This is a genomic window from Enterobacter cloacae complex sp. IR5459, assembly GCF_049238005.1.
GTDB lineage: Bacteria > Pseudomonadota > Gammaproteobacteria > Enterobacterales > Enterobacteriaceae > Enterobacter > Enterobacter hormaechei_C.
In genome coordinates this window covers 221,233-240,581 of the sequence record NZ_JBMKIG010000005.1, presented here as the reverse complement: position 1 = coordinate 240,581, position 19,349 = coordinate 221,233, and the positions used below count along the sequence as shown (strand labels likewise).

The 19,349-nt window shown below is 54.1% G+C and carries 16 protein-coding genes and 1 pseudogene; all 17 read left to right on the top strand.

Going from position 1 to position 19,349, the window contains the following annotated elements:
- The first annotated feature begins 1 nt into the window (after position 1).
- Positions 2-814, top strand: coding sequence for a type VI secretion system accessory protein TagJ (locus ACOTX4_RS12890; RefSeq protein WP_023324842.1), 813 nt, complete (start codon positions 2-4; stop codon positions 812-814).
- Positions 807-1,370: a type VI secretion system baseplate subunit TssE gene (gene tssE / locus ACOTX4_RS12885; protein WP_003859970.1), complete on the top strand. Its 564-nt coding sequence runs from the start codon at positions 807-809 to the stop codon at positions 1,368-1,370. Before ACOTX4_RS12890 ends, tssE begins: the two co-directional genes overlap by 8 nt.
- 2 nt (positions 1,371-1,372) lie before the next feature.
- Positions 1,373-3,244, top strand: a complete 1,872-nt coding sequence (gene tssF / locus ACOTX4_RS12880) for a type VI secretion system baseplate subunit TssF (protein WP_251995398.1) — start codon at positions 1,373-1,375, stop codon at positions 3,242-3,244.
- A complete protein-coding gene (tssG, locus tag ACOTX4_RS12875) occupies positions 3,241-4,284 on the top strand; it encodes a type VI secretion system baseplate subunit TssG (protein WP_022651406.1) in 1,044 nt (347 codons plus the stop codon). Before tssF ends, tssG begins: the two co-directional genes overlap by 4 nt.
- A 38-nt stretch (positions 4,285-4,322) precedes the next feature.
- Positions 4,323-6,938, top strand: coding sequence for a type VI secretion system ATPase TssH (tssH, locus tag ACOTX4_RS12870; protein ID WP_346399552.1), 2,616 nt, complete (start codon positions 4,323-4,325; stop codon positions 6,936-6,938).
- A 24-nt stretch (positions 6,939-6,962) separates the two neighbouring features.
- A complete protein-coding gene (locus ACOTX4_RS12865; RefSeq protein WP_063937655.1) occupies positions 6,963-8,423 on the top strand; it encodes a serine/threonine protein kinase in 1,461 nt (486 codons plus the stop codon).
- Between the two features lie 25 nt (positions 8,424-8,448).
- Positions 8,449-9,915, top strand: a complete 1,467-nt coding sequence (locus tag ACOTX4_RS12860; protein WP_421635389.1) for a phospholipase — start codon at positions 8,449-8,451, stop codon at positions 9,913-9,915.
- Positions 9,916-9,926: 11 nt separating this feature from the next.
- The gene (locus tag ACOTX4_RS12855) at positions 9,927-10,673 is read left to right on the top strand and encodes an ankyrin repeat domain-containing protein (RefSeq protein WP_045332151.1); all 747 of its coding nucleotides are present in this window, start codon (positions 9,927-9,929) and stop codon (positions 10,671-10,673) included.
- A gap of 52 nt (positions 10,674-10,725) precedes the next feature.
- The gene (locus ACOTX4_RS12850; protein WP_235831795.1) at positions 10,726-11,142 is read left to right on the top strand and encodes a hypothetical protein; all 417 of its coding nucleotides are present in this window, start codon (positions 10,726-10,728) and stop codon (positions 11,140-11,142) included.
- 83 nt (positions 11,143-11,225) lie between these two features.
- On the top strand, positions 11,226-13,184 hold the full coding sequence (locus ACOTX4_RS12845; RefSeq protein ID WP_063937649.1) for a type VI secretion system Vgr family protein: 1,959 nt from the start codon (positions 11,226-11,228) through the stop codon (positions 13,182-13,184).
- 21 nt (positions 13,185-13,205) lie between these two features.
- Positions 13,206-14,276, top strand: a complete 1,071-nt coding sequence (locus tag ACOTX4_RS12840) for a PAAR domain-containing protein (protein WP_045337768.1) — start codon at positions 13,206-13,208, stop codon at positions 14,274-14,276.
- Between the two features lie 24 nt (positions 14,277-14,300).
- Positions 14,301-14,747, top strand: a complete 447-nt coding sequence (locus ACOTX4_RS12835; protein WP_023314298.1) for a hypothetical protein — start codon at positions 14,301-14,303, stop codon at positions 14,745-14,747.
- Positions 14,748-14,761: 14 nt separating this feature from the next.
- Positions 14,762-15,835, top strand: a complete 1,074-nt coding sequence (locus tag ACOTX4_RS12830; RefSeq protein WP_023314297.1) for a hypothetical protein — start codon at positions 14,762-14,764, stop codon at positions 15,833-15,835.
- Positions 15,836-16,317: 482 nt separating this feature from the next.
- The gene (locus tag ACOTX4_RS12825; RefSeq protein WP_230246519.1) at positions 16,318-16,401 is read left to right on the top strand and encodes a hypothetical protein; all 84 of its coding nucleotides are present in this window, start codon (positions 16,318-16,320) and stop codon (positions 16,399-16,401) included.
- A gap of 209 nt (positions 16,402-16,610) precedes the next feature.
- Entirely contained in the window at positions 16,611-17,681 is a 1,071-nt protein-coding gene (tri1, locus tag ACOTX4_RS12820) for an ADP-ribosylarginine hydrolase Tri1 (protein WP_063937647.1), read from the top strand.
- 80 nt (positions 17,682-17,761) lie between these two features.
- Positions 17,762-18,142, top strand: a complete 381-nt coding sequence (locus tag ACOTX4_RS12815; RefSeq protein WP_022651396.1) for an immunity protein Tsi6 family protein — start codon at positions 17,762-17,764, stop codon at positions 18,140-18,142.
- A 38-nt stretch (positions 18,143-18,180) separates the two neighbouring features.
- Positions 18,181-19,281: pseudogene (gene tri1, locus ACOTX4_RS12810) on the top strand (ADP-ribosylarginine hydrolase Tri1).
- Positions 19,282-19,349: the final 68 nt, after the last annotated feature.

Below are 19,349 nucleotides of genomic sequence, written 5' to 3'. Positions count from 1 at the left end.
TATGAATACGCTTTATCAACGTCTGGCGGGTGAGTCGATTAGCGACGCGCTGCTTCGCCTGGAAGCCGAAATCAAAGCTCGTCCGGCGGATGCCGATCTGCGCGCCGCGTTTGTGCAGTTTCTGATCCTCAGCGGCAACTGGGCGCGCGCCCTGACCCAGCTGAAGAGCTGGCTGGCGCTGATGCCGCAGGCAAAACCAACCGTAACGCTGCTGGAGCAGGCCATTCAGGGTGAACAGCAGCGGGCGCGCGTATTCGCGGGAGAGGCGCGACCGGCAATGCCCGAGGCGCAGTGGCCGTGGCTGTCGAGGTTAGCCCAGGCGCTGACCGAACGCGCCGGGCAAGCGCAAACGCTGCGCCTGGAGGCACTCGAACAGGCCCCGGCAAGCCGCGGGCAGGTCACGCTGGAGAATGAAGAGAGCCACACCTTTGAATGGCTGATGGACGGCGATGCCCGTCTGGGGCCGGTGTGTGAAACCCTGGTCAATGGCCGCTATTTCTGGGTGCCGTTCTGCGCCATCGATGCGATCCGTTTTCAGGCTCCGGCCAGCGTGACCGATCTGGTGTGGCGTCATGCGCTGGTCCGCCTCACGGACGGCACCGAGCAGGTGTGTCAGATCCCGGCGCGTTATCCGTTTGCTGACGGCGCTTCCGATAGCGTTAGACTGGGGCGCACCACCGAGTGGCTCCCGCTCGACGACGACGGTGTCCTGTATGAAGGCATGGGGCAGAAAGCCTGGCTGAGCGAGCAAAGCGAAAGCCCGCTGCTTACCCTGAGCCTGGTGACATTTACCTCGGATGGTGCGGATGAGTAATACCGCTGGCGAAGGCGATCTGCTGCGCAGCGGCTGGCAGGCCCGCAGCAGGCAGGAGAAAGTGGGGGCGCGCGACAAAATGCAGCCCTCACTGCTGGATCGCCTGACGGATAACGATCCGGAAAAAAAACGCGAGTCCGCCAACAGCAATCTGATTACCCACGCCGCGCTGCGTCGTAACGTCCTGCGGGATTTACAGTGGTTGTTTAATACCATCAACCACGATGCCTCCAGCGATCTGAGCGGGCTGACGCAGGTGAGCCGTTCCGTCGTTAACTTCGGCGTCGCGCCGCTGGCGGGGAAAAGAATGTCTGATATCGAATGGCACGACATTCAGCGCAAGCTCACCGAAGCGATTATTAACTTTGAACCGCGGATCCTGCCCCAGGGGCTTCAGGTTCGCTGCGTGTCCGATACCTCCTCGTTAGATCTGCACAACGTTCTGTCTATCGAAATCAAAGGCCGCCTGTGGTGCGTGCCGTATCCGCTGGAGTTTCTCTTTCGCACCGACGTCGATCTGGAAAACGGCCATTTTGAACTGAAAGATGCGGGGTAATGATGGAAAGCAAACTGCTCGAATATTACAACCGTGAACTGGCCTATCTGCGCGAGATGGGCGCGGAGTTCGCCGAACGCTACCCGAAAGTGGCGGGGCGGCTCGGCATGCGCGGCATCGAAGTGGCGGACCCGTACATTGAGCGCCTGATGGAAGGTTTCGCCTTCCTGACCTCCCGCGTGCAGATGAAAATGGACGCCGAATTCCCGCGCTTTTCACAGCGTATGCTGGAGATGATTGCGCCAAATTATCTGGCGCCTACGCCGTCGATGGCGATCGCTGAAATTCAGCCCGACAGCAGCCGGGGCGACCTGAGCAAAGGCTTTATTGTGCCGCGCGGCACCATGATGGACAGCCTGGCGCTGAAAAAAACCGGCGTTACGTGCAGCTATACCACGGCGCATGAGGTCAACCTGCTGCCGTTAAAAATTGAGCGGATCGAGCTGGGCGGCGTTCCCGCCGATCTGCCGCTGGCCCAGCTCGGCCTGAGTCAGCGGGGGATCAGCAGCGCCTTACGGGTCCGCATTGCCTGCGATGGCCCGCAGCATCTCGGGCACCTGGATTTTGACCGCCTGGAGTTCTTCTTAAGCGGCCCGGATATCGAGGCGCTGAAGCTGCTGGAGCTGGTGATGGAGCACCACGCGGGCATCGTCTGCCAGACGGTCAGCAAGCAGCCCCAGCGCCAGCTGCTGTCGTCTGACGCCCTGCGTCAGGAAGGCTTTGATGCGGACCAGGCCCTGCTCCCGGACGATCTGCGTAACTTTGACGGCTATCGCCTGTTGCAGGAGTACTTCGCGTTCCCGGCGCGTTTTCGTTTCATCAGCCTGAGCGGGCTGGGCAAGTTGATCCAGCGCTGCGAAGACGAAAAAGCGTTTGATATCTTCATTCTGCTCGACAAGAGCGACGATCAGCTGGAGCGCGTGGTGGATGCCAGCCACCTGGCGCTGCACTGCACGCCGGTGATCAACCTGTTCCCGAAAGTGGCGGCCCGGCAGAAGCTGAGCGAAAGCCAGCATGAATACCACCTGGTGGTGGATAACATCCGCCCGCTGGATTATGAAATTTATGCCGTGAAAAAAATCTATGCCAGCGCGGATGGTCAGCGGGACGACCAGACGTTTCGTCCGTTCTGGAGTACCTGGAGCGGGGACGCGGGCAACTACGGCGCCTATTTTTCCCTGCGCCGTGAGCAGCGCGTTCTCTCCGAACACGCGCTGCGCTATGGCACCCGCACGGGCTATATCGGCTCGGAGGTCTTCGTCTCGCTGGTGGATGCGCAGCACGCGCCGTGGCAGGAAAACCTGCACTATATCTCCGCCGAGGTGCTGTGCACCAGCCGTGACCTGCCGCTGATGCTCCAGCAGGAGCTTGGGCAGTTTATTATGGCCGACTCCATGCCGGTGAAGGCGTTAACCCTGCGTAAAGGCCCGACGCCGCCGCGTCCGGCACTGGCCGAAGGGTTCAGCACCTGGCGGCTCATCAGCCAGCTGCAAATGAACTACCTTAGCCTGATGGACAGCGAAAACGAAGAGGGCGCTGCCGCGCTGCGTCAGCTGTTAGGGCTGTACGCCAACCTCGCCGAGACGCCGGTTGCCCGTCAGGTGGATGGCGTTCGTCACTGCGTGCTGGAGCCGGTGCACCGCCGCGTGCCGGAACCCGGCCCGGTGGTGTTCGCCCGCGGGATCGGCATCACCCTGACGGTGGACGAACGTGCCTTTTCCGGCGCCAGCCCGTGGCTTTTCGGCAGCGTGCTGGAACGCCTTTTTGCCCGCCTGGTCTCCATCAACAGCTTTACGGAGTTCACGCTCAAGAGCCAGCAGCGCGGCGAAATCGGCTACTGGGCGCCTCGTATGGGTAAAAGGGCGCTGGTATGAGTGAAGTTGCCCCTGCAACGCTGCGCGTGCATCGCCTGACGCCGCTGCCCGATGCGTTCTGGCGCGGAGTGCGCGAGACGCCGTGGCGCTACGATCTGTTCCAGCTGTTAAGACGCATTGATGCCCAGGGCGGTGAACGTTACCCGCTGGGGCGCGCGCCGCTGCCGAAATTTGAGCCGCTGCGTATTGGTCAGCAGCCTTCAATGGGCTTTGCGCCGTCAACGGTTGCTGAGGTCCGGCAGCGGGAAGAGAACGGACTGCATGAGGTTTCCATTCTGAGCTTCGGCCTGTTTGGTCCTAACGGCCCACTGCCGGTGCACATGACTGAGTATGCCCGCGAGCGTATTCATCATCATCAGGATCACAGCCTCAGCGCGTTTGCCGACCTCTTTCACCACCGCCTGACGCTGCTGTTCTACCGCGCCTGGGCGGACGCGCAGCCTGCCGTTTCACTGGATCGCGACGACAACAGGCGCTTCGAAGGGTATCTGGCATCGCTGATTGGCATGGGGCAGCCTGCCCAGATGTCGAAAGGCAGCCTGAGCGCGCATGCCCGCTTTACTCACGCCGGGCACCTGACCCGCCACGGGCGGGATCCGGAAGGGCTGGAGAAAATCCTGCGCAACTATTTCAACGTGCCGGTCAGGCTGGTGGCCAACGTCCCGCAGTGGATGCCGCTCTCAACGCGGGAGCAGGCACAGCTGGGTGAGGGGCGTCGCCTGCCGCGCATGGGAGAGTCCGCTTTTCTCGGCATTGCGGTACGCGACGTGCAGCATAAATTCCGGCTCGAGATTGGCCCGTTGAGCGCAGACGACTACAACCGTTTTCTGCCGGGCGAAGGATGGGTCACCGAGCTGCGCGACTGGGTGCGACAGTACGCCGGGGTGGAATTTGAATGGGAAACACGGGTGATCCTGCGCGCCGATGCGGTGCAGGGCGCCACGCTCGGTAGCGCCGGGCGATTAGGGTACAACACCTGGCTCGGCCTTCAGCCTCAGCCTGTTCCGCGTGGCGATCTGGTGTATCGCGCAGAGCGATAATCCTTCCGTATACCGAATCATTGTTAATGGAAACTAACATGTCAGAAATTAGCCGTGCCGTGCTTTTCGGCAAACTGGATACGCTGTTATTTACCTCTCTGGAAAGCGCGACTGCCTTCTGTAAGCTGCGCGGCAACCCGTACGTTGAGCTGGTGCACTGGCTGCATCAGCTGATGCAGCAGCAGGATGGCGATCTGCAACAGGTCATCCGTCACTTCGCCCTTGATGAACAGCAGCTGACGCGCGATATCGTGGCGGCGCTGGATGCCCTGCCGCGTGGCGCGAGTTCCGTGTCTGATCTTTCCGAGCATATCGACAGCGCCGTCGAGCGCGCCTGGGTCTACGGCTCGCTGAAGTTTGGCGTCAGCCGCATCCGCGGCGGCCATTTGCTGATCGGCATACTGAAAACGTGGAATCTGGCTAACGTGCTGAAAAGTATTTCGGCGCAGTTCACACGTCTTAACGTTGAGGTGCTGGTCGAGCAGTTCGACGCCATTTGCGCCAGCAGCAAAGAGAGCCAGCAGGCCGCCGCCGCTGCGGACGCGCCTGCCGGGGCAGTACCGGCTGCGCAGGGCACGCTGGCGCAGTATGGTCAGGATCTGACGGCGCGCGCCCGGGAAGGCAAGATTGACCCGGTGGTGGGGCGCGATGAAGAGATCCGCCAGATGGTCGATATCCTGATGCGTCGTCGCCAGAACAACCCCTTGCTGACCGGGGAAGCCGGCGTCGGGAAAACCGCAGTGGTGGAAGGGCTGGCGCTGCGTATCGCCGACGGCGACGTGCCGGAGCCGCTGCAAAACGTTCAGCTGTGGCTGCTGGATATCGGCATGCTTCAGGCCGGAGCGGGCATGAAAGGGGAATTTGAGGCGCGCCTCCAGGCGCTGATTAACGAGGTGCAGTCCAGCGCCACGCCAATTATTCTGTTTATCGATGAGATCCACACCCTGATTGGCGCAGGCGGACAGCAGGGCACCGGCGATGCCGCTAACCTGCTCAAGCCAGCCCTGGCGCGCGGGCAACTGCGCACCATCGGCGCGACCACCTGGGCGGAATACAAAAAATACATTGAGAAAGATCCTGCGCTGACCCGTCGTTTCCAGACGGTGCAGGTTCACGAGCCGGACGAAGCGAAAGCCATTCTGATGCTGCGCAGCACCGTGTCGCCGCTGGAGACGCACCACCAGGTGTTGCTGCTCGACGAAGCGGTCAGCGCGGCGGTGAAGCTGTCCCACCGCTACATCCCGGCGCGTCAGCTGCCGGACAAAGCCGTCGCGCTGCTCGACACCGCCTGCGCCCGCGTCGCGGTGAGCCAGAGCGCGCCGCCTGCTCAGCTGGAAGACTGTCTGCGTCACCTGGCGGCCCTGGACGTGGAGCTGGAGATTGCTGAACGCGAAGCGCGCGTGGGGGCGGGCGATCCGGCGCGTGTGGCGACCTTAACCGCCGAACGTGACGCATTCGAAACCCAACGCGAAGCTCTGGCCCGTCGCTGGGAAGAAGAGCGCACGCGGGTGCAGGAGATTATCCGTCTGCGTGCCGCGCTGTTTGCGGCGGGAGATGAGGATACGGCTGAACTGCGCGGCCAGCTGGCAGAACAGCAGCAGGCGCTGAAGACCTTACAGGGTGACGAACCGCTGCTGTTTGCCGCGGTGGATGAGAACGTGGTGGCTGCGGTGGTCTCAGACTGGACCGGGATCCCGCTGGGCCGGATGGTGAAAAACGAGATTGACGCGGTGCTGAACCTGGCCGACACGCTGAACCAGCGGGTTATTGGTCAGCGTCACGGTCTGGAACTGATTGCCCGTCGGGTAAAAACCTCGCGGGCGAAGCTTGACGATCCGAACAAACCGGTCGGCGTATTCATGCTCTGCGGGCCATCCGGCGTGGGTAAAACCGAAACCGCGCTGGCGCTGGCAGAGTCGCTTTACGGCGGCGAGCAGAACGTCATTACCATCAACATGAGCGAGTTCCAGGAAGCGCACACCGTTTCGACGTTAAAAGGTGCGCCTCCGGGCTATGTGGGCTATGGTGAAGGCGGCGTCTTAACCGAGGCCGTGCGCCGCCGTCCCTACAGCGTGGTGCTGCTGGATGAAATTGAAAAAGCGCACCCGGACGTGCACGAGATCTTCTTCCAGGTCTTCGACAAGGGCTGGATGGAGGACGGCGAAGGGCGTCACATTGATTTCCGTAACACCATTATTATTCTGACCTCTAACGTCGGCACCGACCTGATCGCAGCCATGTGCGCCGACCCGGAACTGATGCCGGAGCCTGACGCGTTAAGCGGCGCCCTGCGCCAGCCGCTGCTGGAGGTGTTCCCACCGGCGCTGCTGGGCCGTCTGCTGGTGGTGCCGTACTACCCGCTCAGCGACGAGATGCTGGGGCAGATTGTGCGTCTTCAGCTCAGGCGCATTCAGCGTCGTCTGGAAGAGAATCACAACATTATTTCTGAATTTGACGACAGCGTGGTCGAACAGATTGTTCAGCGCTGTACCGAGGTTGAGTCGGGCGGGCGTATGGTGGATGCGATTCTGACCAATACGTTGCTGCCTCAGATGAGCCAGATTTTACTTACCGCCAGCCGCAGCGACCAGCAGTACCGACGTCTGCATGTCACCTGCGAGCAGGGCGAGTTCCACTGTCAGTTTGCCGCGTAATAATCATCAAGAGAACTGTAAAAGATGACGGATAATGATAACAATCGGACTGTCCCAAACGCGCTCCCGGTCGGGTACCGTTTCAATGAGTTTGAGATAAAAGAGGTGATTGGCGGCGGCGGATTCGGCATCGTCTATCGCGCCTGGGATCACCAGCTCGAACGCACTATCGCTATCAAAGAATTTATGCCTTCCTCCCTCGCCGTGCGCGGCGAGGATATGACGCTGGTGCTGCGCAGCGAGCGCTTCGGCAAAGCGTTTTCTGCCGGTCTGAACAGCTTCATCCAGGAAGCCCGCCTGCTGGCGCGCTTTAACCACCCGAACCTGCTGCACGTACTGCGTTTCTGGGTGCAAAACGACACGGCCTATATGGGGACGCTGTTTTACAGCGGTACCACGCTGTCGCGTCTGCGCGAAGAGAAACCGGAGCTGATTAACGAGGCCTGGATCCGCCGCATGCTGCCAATGCTCTTCGGCGCCATCAAAACGATCCACGACGAGGGTTATCTACACCGCGACATCTCGCTGGATAACATTCAGATTCAGGATAACGGCCTGCCGGTGCTGCTCGATTTCGGATCGGCGCGCCGCACCATCGGTAATCTCTCGGATGAGACGGAAACCATGCTGCGTCCGGGCTTCGCGCCTATCGAGCAGTATACCGACGACAATGAAAGCGAGCAGGGGCCGTGGACGGATATCTACGCGCTCGGCGCCGTATTGCGCACCCTCATCGTGGGCTCTCCGCCACCGGTCAGCGTGGTGCGCTCGATTCAGGACACCTGCAAACCGCTGGTGGAGCTGATGCCGCAGGGCTATTCCATCCCGCTGCTACAGGCCATCGACAAGGCGCTGGCGCTGCATATGGAAGACCGTCCGCAATCCATTGAGGAGTTCGCGGCGCTGATCGAGATGCCCGTCGCCGGTATCGACGAGGTGCTGACCGCGAAGAAGACCGGCACGATGCTGGTGCCGGTGGAAGAGGAGGCATCTGCTTCCGCGCTGGACTGGCGACGTTACAAGCTTCCGGGGCTGGTGGCCGCGGGTGTGCTGGTTGGGGTGGTTGCCGGTGCGATGCTGTTCGGCGGCGGCAGTCAGGAAACGCCAGAGCAGACGGCGCAAACCCCTGCCGTGAGCCCTCCGGCTGAGACCTCATCCCAATCGGAAACCAGACCGGCAACGGCAGACGTGAGCGAGCCGGTAGCGCCACCTGCTACGGCGCAGCAGAGTGCGCCACCTGCTACGGCGCAGCAGAGTGCGCCGCCTGTCGACGCCAGCCCGGTCGCGCTGGTCTACATCCGCATGCTTGATGGCGAGACGCTGAAGGTGAACGGCGAGTCTAAAGCGCTGCGTCCGGGGAATAACGGTTACGCATCGCTGAAATTGCCTGCGGGCGAGACCCGCATTGAACTGGAAGGCAATGGAAGAACGCGTACCCAGACGCTGGATATTGCGAAGCCAGGCACCTGGCTGGTGAATCCGTAAGCCTGCGGGTAACAGGACGGAGCGAATGTATAACATCAAGTTTGTCTATCTGTTCCACGAGAACGTCTCGCCAGCGCTGTTTGCGAAAATAATCCGCCCGTCCGTTGCCGGACAGTGGATTATGTCGGTTCCCGACCATTCGCTGCGCTCACTCTTCACGCGCTACGATCTGCTGCGCACGATCACCGGTGCGAATCCTTATCAGTCCGGGCGCGATACCCGTACGCTGATCGCGCAGGATTTAGAGATGGGCAGAGTGGTTGCCATTGACGAAAGTTTTCGTGACTGGTCATCAGTAACGGAAATTTTTTATATCAACGCCAAAGGGCAACTCCAGGCTGCCTCGCTGGTCGGCCTGGGCTGGTATCCGGTGAGTACAATTGTTGACCGCTACGAAACTATGGTGAGAACGTACGGATCTCGCCCTGCGCCAACGGTACTGCCAAAACAGGTGGTGAAATCTAAAACGGCACAGGTGCCGGATGAACCTACTCCGGGCAAGGACGGTAAAACCTATGCCGGGCAGCTTCAGAAAATGACCAAAGCAGAACGCTGGCAGGCGCGTAAAGATCTGATCGCGAAGGGGAGCAATAGCCTTTATCCGGATGCCCAGATCGCCGCGAAACGTCTGGCGGCGAATAATATCGCGGTGGAAAAAGCGAAGCTTGCGGAAAATATTTATAAGACCGTGAACCCGCTGGAAACCACACCGGGCGTGCCGGAGGGATGGACGGATATCAGTAATGACGATGCGCTGTTAGGAAAGTTCGGGCTGAACAAATCCATGCTCTTTGACGATGATACGTCCCCCAATTTTCTGGCGCGCGTCTATCAACCGAAGCCGGAAGTGTTTGGTGCAGATATGAACCCCACGCTGGTATTCAGGGGATCGCGCGAGCCTGGCTTCGCCTCTCTGTCTGAGAATGTCTCCTCTCTACTGACCAAAGGGGAACTGGCGCCGGTGGTAAACGGGGCTGACTGGTCGAATAACTTCTCACAGGGCATGAGTATGGCTTCAGATTATTATAAAAAGGCCGTGAGTATCGGTAAGGAGCTGGCAAGGTCAAGCCAGAATATTGATATTGCCGGTCATTCCCTTGGCGGTGGTCTCGCCTCTGCAACCTCTATGGGCAGCGGGAAAGCGGGGTGGACGTTTAACGCCGCCGGCCTCAATGCCGGAACCGTAGAAAAATACGGCGGTAAGATATTAGGCAGTACGGATAATATCCAGGCGTATCGGGTTGAAGGTGAACTGCTGACGAAGATTCAGGAAGTTAACCCCTGGGAAGATCTGAAAACGATGAAAGGGCATGTCCCTTCGTGGATCCTCAAAGAGGAAATCTCTGCGCTGAGCCCTAATGCTGCCGGAATACCCCATGACCTTCCCGGTGGAACCGGAAGTGCGCTGGACCGCCACGGGATTAATCAGGCGATTGATTGCATAGAGCAACAGAAGGATGAGGATATTTCGATAATCGGGAGTCGATTGTGAAAAAAGGGTTGATGGCTTTTGTCGCGTTATGTTTTTTATTCATGATTCAGGGGTGTAAGCAGGATATGGACCTTAATCCACAGGACTACTTCAGCGGTCAGCAGCTTGAACTGGCGAAAGCGATTGAAGAAGGCGATGTCGACGCGGTGAAGACGCTTGCACCAGACAGCGATCTTAATAAACCGGGAAAGCAGGATATGACCCTGCTTTTTTGGGCCATCGGCAACGCGATTAATGATAAAAAGACATCGCCCCATTTAAAGGTGATTACGTTGCTTGTTAAGGCTGGCGCAGATCCGCTCCAGCCTCGACCGCAGGGAAAAAGCAGTCCTGCCGAATTTGCCCTAAAGGGAGACAGTGCGGACTGGATCGACGCGATGCTGGACGGTGGCCTCTCACCCAACGTGAAAGATAAGGTTTTCCACGAACCGATCGTCTTCCAGTCGCTTAAAGCGAAAAATACAGAGACGCTGGAAGCCATGCTCAATCGCGGTGCTGACGTCAACTCAACCAACTCACTGGGTAAAACGCTGGTGTTTGATGCGCTGGATAACCAGGCTTACGATCATGTCTTGTTGCTGCTCGATCGAGGAGCGGATCCGTCAATTAAGGCCAAAAATGGCTGGTCGATGAGCAATGCGCTCGCGGACGCGCTTAATGGACTTGAGCGAGGCAGTGAGCAATACGAGAAATTAAACGAAATAAAAGAGAAGCTCATCCAGAAGGGGGGCGAATGGCCACCCGCGCCGGTTAAGTGATTGCTCAACTGTCATGAGCGCCAGAGATAAGGTTTTCGTTTTCTGGGGATGCATGGATGCCCTGGCCGTTGTCTTATATTGTGCCCAGTCCATGCGGCATGACAAGATCCCTTTTATTTCCGATATACACGCCTTCAGTACGGTTGTGAACGCGCTGTCTGCTGGTGGGTATAGCGCTCTGGTTATTCTTTTCTTTATTCTCGATTTTTTGTTGTTGCTCTCTTTTATTGCCTCAGCATGGTGCTTCTTCGCCCGGAATTTATACGCGAGCAGACTGGCACTCTACCAGGAAATACTGCGTCTGGTTGGGTTTCGCTACTCAGTTTCCCTTTTTCCCCTGGTGTTAAGTTTCACGGGCGTGATGAATGTCTGGCTAAATGGATTTTTATTCATTTTGTCAGAGTTTCTGAAAATCTATTCCCTGTGGATTTATAAATATGTAGGGGAAAGGCCCCCGGTTAAAGAGTAAGACGGCCAATAACCAGAACATTCACGTTTAAAAAGCCTTGCGTTAAAAATATTCTCAGCATAAACCATTACGGAATAAAGATTATGCTCAACCGAATTACCGTTCAGCTCCCGGTTGAGGGGCTGCTTTTCTGGAAACTCTCCGGCCGCGAGGCGATGTCCGAGTCGTTCGCGCTGACGCTGACCCTGCTCGGCACGGATGCGCGCATTGACCGCAGCAGGCTGCTCGGTCAGCCGGTCACGGTGACCATCCCCACGCAGAGCCTGCTTACTCCCCGCTTTATCAACGGCAAGGTGACGCGCGTGGCGGTGAGCGCCGTTGAGCTGACGGGCACCCGCTACGCGGTGTACCAGCTGACGGTGGAGCCGGACCTGTGGCCAATGAAGCGCGACCGCAACCTGCGTATCTTCCAGGGCCAGACGGTGCCGCAGATTGTCAAAACCCTGCTGGGTGAGCATCAGGTCAACGTTGAGGACAAACTCACCGGCAGCTACCGGGTGTGGGACTACTGCGTGCAGTATCAGGAATCGAGCCTGGACTTCATCAGCCGCCTGATGGAGCTGGAGGGGATTGCGTACTACTTCAGCCACGAGGCGGACAAGCATACCCTGGTACTGACCGACGCCGCCACCCAGCACCAGCCGTTCAGCGGCTATGAGGTCATTCCTTACCACCAGACGCCGTCCGGCGGCAGTACGGACGAAGAGGGTATCAGCCAGTGGGCGCTGGAGGACAGCGTGACGCCGGGGATTTACAGCCTCGATGACTATGACTTCCGCAAGCCGAACGCGTGGCTTTTCCAGGCGCAGCAGAACCCGGCGTCACCGAAACCGGGCAGCATCGACGTGTACGACTGGCCGGGTCGCTTTGTGGAGGCAGGGCATGCGGAGTTCTACGCCCGCATTCGTCAGGAGCGCTGGCAGGTGGAGCATCAGCAGATTCAGGCGACGGCCACGGCGGCGGGCATTGCGCCGGGCCACATTTTTACCCTCACCAACGCGCCGTTCTTCAGCGATAACGGCGAGTATCTGGTGACGGCGGCGGGCTACCATTTCGAGGAGAACCGCTACGCGAGCGGTGAGGGGGAGACCATTCACCGCACCGATTTCACCGTTATCCCGGCGTCGGTGTCCTACCGTCCGGCACAGTCCACGGCGTGGCCGCGGACCTACGGCCCGCAGACGGCGAAAGTGGTGGGGCCGCAGGGGGAGAGTATCTGGACGGACAAATACGGTCGCGTGAAGGTGAAGTTCCACTGGGACCGTCTGGCGAAGGGCGATGACACCAGCTCCTGCTGGGTGCGTGTGTCGAGCGCCTGGGCAGGCCAGGGCTACGGCGGGGTGCAGATCCCGCGCGTGGGCGATGAGGTGGTGGTGGACTTTATCAACGGCGACCCGGACCGTCCGATTATTACCGGGCGCGTGTACAACGACGCGAGCATGCCGCCGTGGGCGCTGCCGGCTGCTGCGACGCAGATGGGTTTTATGAGCCGCAGTAAGGATGGCCACAAAGATAATGCCAATGCCCTACGATTCGAGGATAAGGCTGGGCAAGAGCAGATCTGGATTCATGCTGAAAAAAACATGGACACCGAGATCGAGAACTGCGAGACACATGACGTAGGGGTAGACCGTAAAAAAATTATCGGCCGGGATGAGCACGTAACGGTTAAGCGTAACCGGGACGTGAACGTGGGGGCGAATTCAACCAGCAACACGGGTAATCAGCACAAATTCAATGTAGGTAAAAACCAAACCGTATTGACTATGGATAAAGAGGGAAATGCTCTGCTGGAAGCGACAACCTCGATTAAGTTAAAGGTGAATGATAACTACATTCTTATCACGCCATCGACAATTGAAATTATCGTTTCCGAAGGGACACTCAAGGCTGAGAGTATTACTGTGGCATCCTTCAAAGGGACGGAGTTGACGAAGTTAGGCGGCGGAATAAATGCCGAGATGAAAGCTAATGATACTCTTCATCTCAATGGTACAAACCTGACAGATATTAAAGGCGCTGTTGTTAAAATTAACAGCTAATATGTAGAAGGATTTTTGAACATGGGACAGCCTGCCGCCAGAGCGACCATAGATGTCAGCGCACATTCGGGGCCAATACAGTCGGGAAGCCCGGACGTCATCATCGGTGGTTTTCCCGCCGCTCGAAAGGGTGATACGTTATCCTGCTCGACGCACGGCAGCGGTATTATTGTGGGGGGCTCCGGTACTGTCTTCGTTAACGGTATGCCACTTGCACGTCAAGGAGACAAGACGAAGTGTGATGTTAGCGGCTCACCGGCACCTGCCATACCGAAAGCAGCAGCACCTCAATATTGGGGGGGCACGCTGGCGAAAAATGCCGGCGAAGATGGGATGATGCACGGCGAACATTTTGATGCTCGTGTTCTGGGTGCGTACGCCAGCCTCGAAGATAAAAACCTCAACGGTGATTTTGATACCGCTTCAGCTGGTTTTGCGTTGGCGGATATTACAATTGGGAATATGAAAAGTAAGGATCTGCTACGGGCAGAAATGCGTAATAAACTCGCCGTCGCCAATGCGACGGGGTCTCTGTATGGTGGCGGCAACGATATTTATGGCTTGAATGCGAATGCCGCTGCGACAGGTGAGCAATACGGTGGTTCGGTTGCTGCGGGTAAAGAAGGAACGTTGTATGGTGGAGTATCAGGGGATGTAACTATTGGTACAGCAGAAGCTAAAGCCGTATTAGAAGTTTATACCGGCAATGATGGGAAGTATGGTTTGACTGCTGACGCCGGTGCGGAAGCGAAAGGAGTGAAAGGCGAAGTTTCGGGTAACCTTGATATTCTGGGCATCGTTTCCGGAGAAGCAAAAATCGACGGTAGCTTTGGGTCTGCTGGTCTCGCGGGAGGTGGAAGCGCTTTCTGGGACACTAAAGATTATTCCGTTAACGTCAGGGTGACTGGTGGGGCTGCAGGGCTTGTAGGGCTTAAGGGTGATGCAAGTCTGAAAGTGGCATTTAAGCCTATACTGGATTTCTTTGACTATTTGTATGGGGAAGAGGATGAGCCAGCCGTCACCTCTGTTCCGACAGAAAGCGGGGATGGGACAATTATTACCGGGTGTGTTACTGTTTTGATAGGCGATTAAGGGATGTGAGAGGACAATGAAATAATGAAATGGGCTGGCTTAACGATTTTTATTTTAATCACTTTGATCTATATCTGGAATGGAAAAGATCTATATACAAAAGAAGAATGGCGTGGCTTTGGAATAAAATTCATTTCAGTACTGATTGGTGCATTTGTATTGGTCATTGTTTTGGTTGGCTTTTCTAAGTTCATCCCGTTGCTTACCAGAGAAACTGCACGGTCATTATCAGTAATAATACCAGCTTCCTTTATGGCAGTGCTTCTGTCGAAGTTTTTTGTCGTGATGTTGAATAATATTTTCGATATTATTATGCGATTCCACAAGCGCTATAACACTGCAGCAAACTATACAAAATTATTATCACTATCTGGTAAGTATGGGGCAAAATTACGCCTGGTAGTAAAGTGTCTAGCCTCGTTAGGCTGTATCTTAATGTTCTATGGTATCTGGTTTGGCAGCACTGTCTGAGTTGAAGAGGTTTTATGAACACTGGTAATAATTATGCTTTTCCCATCGTCTCAACCGCAAGCAATGAAGAGATTAAGGCGAACTACTGGAAATGCCTGTATACCTCTGCTGATAAAAAAATGCTTCAGTACTGGGTGATTTTGCCAAATCGTGTTAAGCCAGCTGAACTGACCCCGCAGCACCTTCCTGAGGTCGGCTTGACTAACTTGGGTCGCTATGCCACCGATGATGCGCAACCCTATATGGAAGTTTGGGCCGCTTATGAACGCTGTCAGTGGGAGATGAATCCCTCTGATTGGCTGTTTAATAAACTGGAACTGATGGGCGAGAAAGTGTTGAATCAGCGCTTGATTGCGCATCCTTCCGGTAGTGGCCTTTTTGCAGATGTGCTAACTCTCAAAACGCACTCATCCGGCGACGAGGTCATTTCACGTTATACCGTACAGAAAGATTACAATCCGCAAGAAGGAGGCGGAAATTATTTCCTGATTAAAGCGGCCTGTGCCGCTCGCGACTACCCTGCGCTGGCGAATGATATTTACTTTACTGTAGTGAACTGGGATTTACTGCATCGTAGTAACTTGGTTCTGGCTGAACTGCTTAAGACCGTGAACCTCAGTGCTAAAAACAGCAGTGGATTTAAAGTACCGGAATCCTGGCAGGTGAATCCCCTTACAGAAACGCGCCTGGTGGTCGAGCACTCGTTTGATGGCATTAACTACGGTGTCATTAATCTTTGCTTTTTTTCGCAGGAGATGTTGTTTACCGCGCAGGATGTTTTTAGCGTTTCGATTAAACGGTTTCACGATCGAGAACCTGCCGTTACGCTTAAGACTGAAGCACTTGCTACTATTCCAAATGAGTTTAATCCATCCCTCGGAAAAACACTGTGGACATGCCGGGGGGAAATGTTCAGCGCAGAGGAAGAAATGCGCGCTGTTTACCAGTGCTATATTTTTAGCGTGGGCAAAGTCTGGTGCTATGCAGAACTGATTGGCAGACACCGTAACTATCATGATTACCACTTCGAGGCGAATAAACGCTGCCTCGAAATCATCCTGTCAACATTCCATATAGAAAATGTCTAATCTTTGACTCGATATTCAGGACAAATTCATGCGTACGCGTAGCTTTTCTTTTTTTAGATGATCGGTGACTTTGTCGGTTTCCCTGCCCTGTCAATATCATCTCCACCATAAACCGTCACTACCAGGAGTCGAGCCTGGACTTCATCAGCCGTCTGATGGCGCTGGAGGCATTGCTATGCCGATATCCGTCAGGAGCGCAGGCAAGTAAGTCGGGCATCAGAAAATTCACACCACCACGGCGGCAGTGGTTACGCCAGAGCACGCTTTCAAAGATTCTTTCAAGTGAAAAGGATATATTTAAGTTGGATCATGAGTAAAGAAAATTATACCGCGCTGGATTATATCAATGATGCTATTGATGCAATTAATAGTCGATTAGAGCAATATCCTACATTTCTTTATATGTTATGGAGAAGAATCAGTAAGATTATATTAAATCTATTCTCATTGGTGTTGAAAAATATAAAAGTAAATTACACACATTGAATCTCGGAGTGCTTGCGTCCAAAGAGTTTGATACTACTGATGACGAAATTTCTCAGCATTGTCCAATGCTAGGTATATAGCTTCGCAAATGGGACAAGGATTTAAGATTATTCTTCCTTATGAGCAAGGCGTAGAATACTTAAAAAGGCAAAAAAGATATCGCAAGTGATGCGCAGTGTTTGATTACAATCTCCCTTCTTCAAATTAATCAAAGATTTTTTGGTAAGAGAAAAGATGAATAATGGTCTGTCATATGACCCCCCCTGTTGCTCTATTTAAAGGGTGTGTGATGCAAGATCTTCACAGTAAAGACTCAGTAATCAATCATTATGCCGATCGTTATCAATGTTATATGCCAATTGATGTCCGTAATGGATTAAGAAGCAATAGTATAGATGCGTCGAATTCATCTCTCCCATGGGATGTAACATTACCTTTAGTCACGACTGAAGATGTTTCACGTGATAAAGCGCTTGGGGCGTTTGTGGGATTGGCTGTTGGGGACGCCGTCGGCACCACTCTTGAGTTTAAGAAAAGAGACAGTGAACATGTAGCAGATATGATTGGTGGCGGGCCTTTTCAATTAAAACCTGGTGAATGGACAGATGATACGTCCATGGCATTATGTCTGGCAGAGACTTATCTTTCAGAAAACAGAATGCACACCGATGTGCTTAGAAAATATCTCCTGAAATGGTATCTTGACGGAGAGAATAGCAGTAATGGTCGGTGCTTCGATATCGGCAATACGACGCGGTTCGCGCTTGAACAGTATATGCGTGTCGGACCTTCCTGGTATGGTAATACAGAGAAACACACTGCTGGTAATGCTGGGGTTAATCGTCAAGCACCGGTGTCTATCTTTCGTCGAAAATCACTGCGTGCGTTTTACTTCGAATCACAGGCTCAGAGTCGAGCAACGCATGGCGCGGTAGAATCAATTAACGCATGCCAATTTCTCGGATTGGTATTGCACTATTTAATCAACGGTTATCAAAAAGAAGAAGCTTTTTCGCCTCATGTTTTCCCACTGTGCGCGCGTGTAATGAGCATAAACGCGGGTGAGTATAAGCAAAAAACTCGCGACCAGATTCGTTCAAGTGGTTACGTTATTGATACGCTTGAGGCCGCGATGTGGTCCGTATGGAATACGGATAATTTCCGCGATGCCATTCTACTGGCAGCTAACCTTGCCGATGATGCTGACAGTGTTGCGGCGACGGCGGGACAAATAGCGGGGGCGTTGTATGGTTATTCCGCTATCCCGCAGGACTGGAAAGATAAACTCGTACAACACGAACGTATTGCCACAATGGCGGGTAAACTATTCGATAGAGCACCTGAGGATAATTTTTTATAGTTAGAATTACCAAGGGTAAGCGAGGGCATATGATGACTTGCGATCAGGTATGGAATTTTTAGTTAACTGAATCTACTGCAATGAATGAAATGACAATGTTTGGTTACGTTGATAGAGCATTAACTTTAGCACAGAAAAGATATGCAGACGTCAAGAATCGTGATCCCCAATCCCCGCTTTTGCAAATGTACGACTCTATTGTACAACAATTATTATTTCTGCGGGATTTAATCGAAGGCAAGGAAAAGGATAGAGCGAAATTATGGGATATGACGTTCGGTATGTATGCAGGGAAGGAGTTTGATCATTCTGATGAGTTGTTTTTTGAAAGGTTGTCAGATGCCTGGTTTATTGTGGATCAAATCCGCCGAGGGTTAAAGGTTAGGCTGCCGCATGAGGTCGATACCAACTATAATAAAAAGAAACAAAACCTCATGAAGAAATTCCCTGATGAATTTTAGTATTTCATATGAATAATATTTTTTATTATGGGTGAAAGGTGATTGACTTACATGCTGATTTAAATGCCTTGTTAAAATATGTTGATAGATATCGTAAATACTTACCCATTAGCAGACCTTCAGTCCAGCGAAGGATGCAGTATACGTATGATAATAAGCCATTAGAGTCATCCTCAAATAGTGATGTACAAAAACAATGGGATTTACCACCACCATGTAATATCTCACTAGCGCAATCACGGGATCGTGCGGTAGGTACGCTTATTGGTCTTGCTGTTGGAGATGCTGTAGGTACGACGCTCGAATTTTTGCCTCGTGACAGAGCATACGTCAAAGATATGACAGGAGGTGGGCCATTTCAACTTCGTGCAGGCGAATGGACGGATGATACATCCATGGCATTATGACTTGCGGAAACGCTTCTTGAGAAAGGCGATGCTGATACTATATGTTTCAGGAATAAGCTTCTGGAATGGTATCAGCATGGTTATAACAGTTCAAATGGCGTCTGTTTTGATATAGGTAATACAACGCGATTTGCTTTAGAGCAATATTTAACAATTGGCCCAGGATGGAGCGGCAATACTGCTCCAGAAACTGCGGGTAATGCTTCCATTATCAGACAAGCCCCTGTCTCTATTTTTTTTAGAAAGTCATTAAGCAAAGCGTTTTATGAAGCTAAAAAACAATGTATCGCAACACACGGTGCCGCGGAAGCAATCAATAGCACGCAGTATTTAAGTTATTTGCTTGTGCATATGATTAACGGTAGCAATAAAGATTTTGTTTTTTCTCCGCACGTTATGCCGCTTCAGCCACGCGTAATGATTATCAACGCGGGTGAATATAAGCAAAAAACTCGCGATCAGATTCGTTCAAGTGGTTATGTTATCGATACGCTTGAAGCCGCGATGTGGTCCGTATGGAATACGGATAATTTCCGTGATGCCATTCTGCTGGCAGCCAACCTTGCCGATGATGCTGACAGCGTTGCGGCGACGGCGGGACAAATAGCTGGAGCATTATATGGTTATTCCGGTATTCCGCAGGAGTGGAAAAACAATCTTGTACAACATGAACGTATCGCCAAAATGGCTGGTGAATTGTTCGATAGAGCCCCCGAAGACACTTTCTTATAACTGTTTATCTCAATGAAACTACAGGAAAAGTAGTTTTATTTTGTGGCAAGCGAAGTCAATCTTACAGC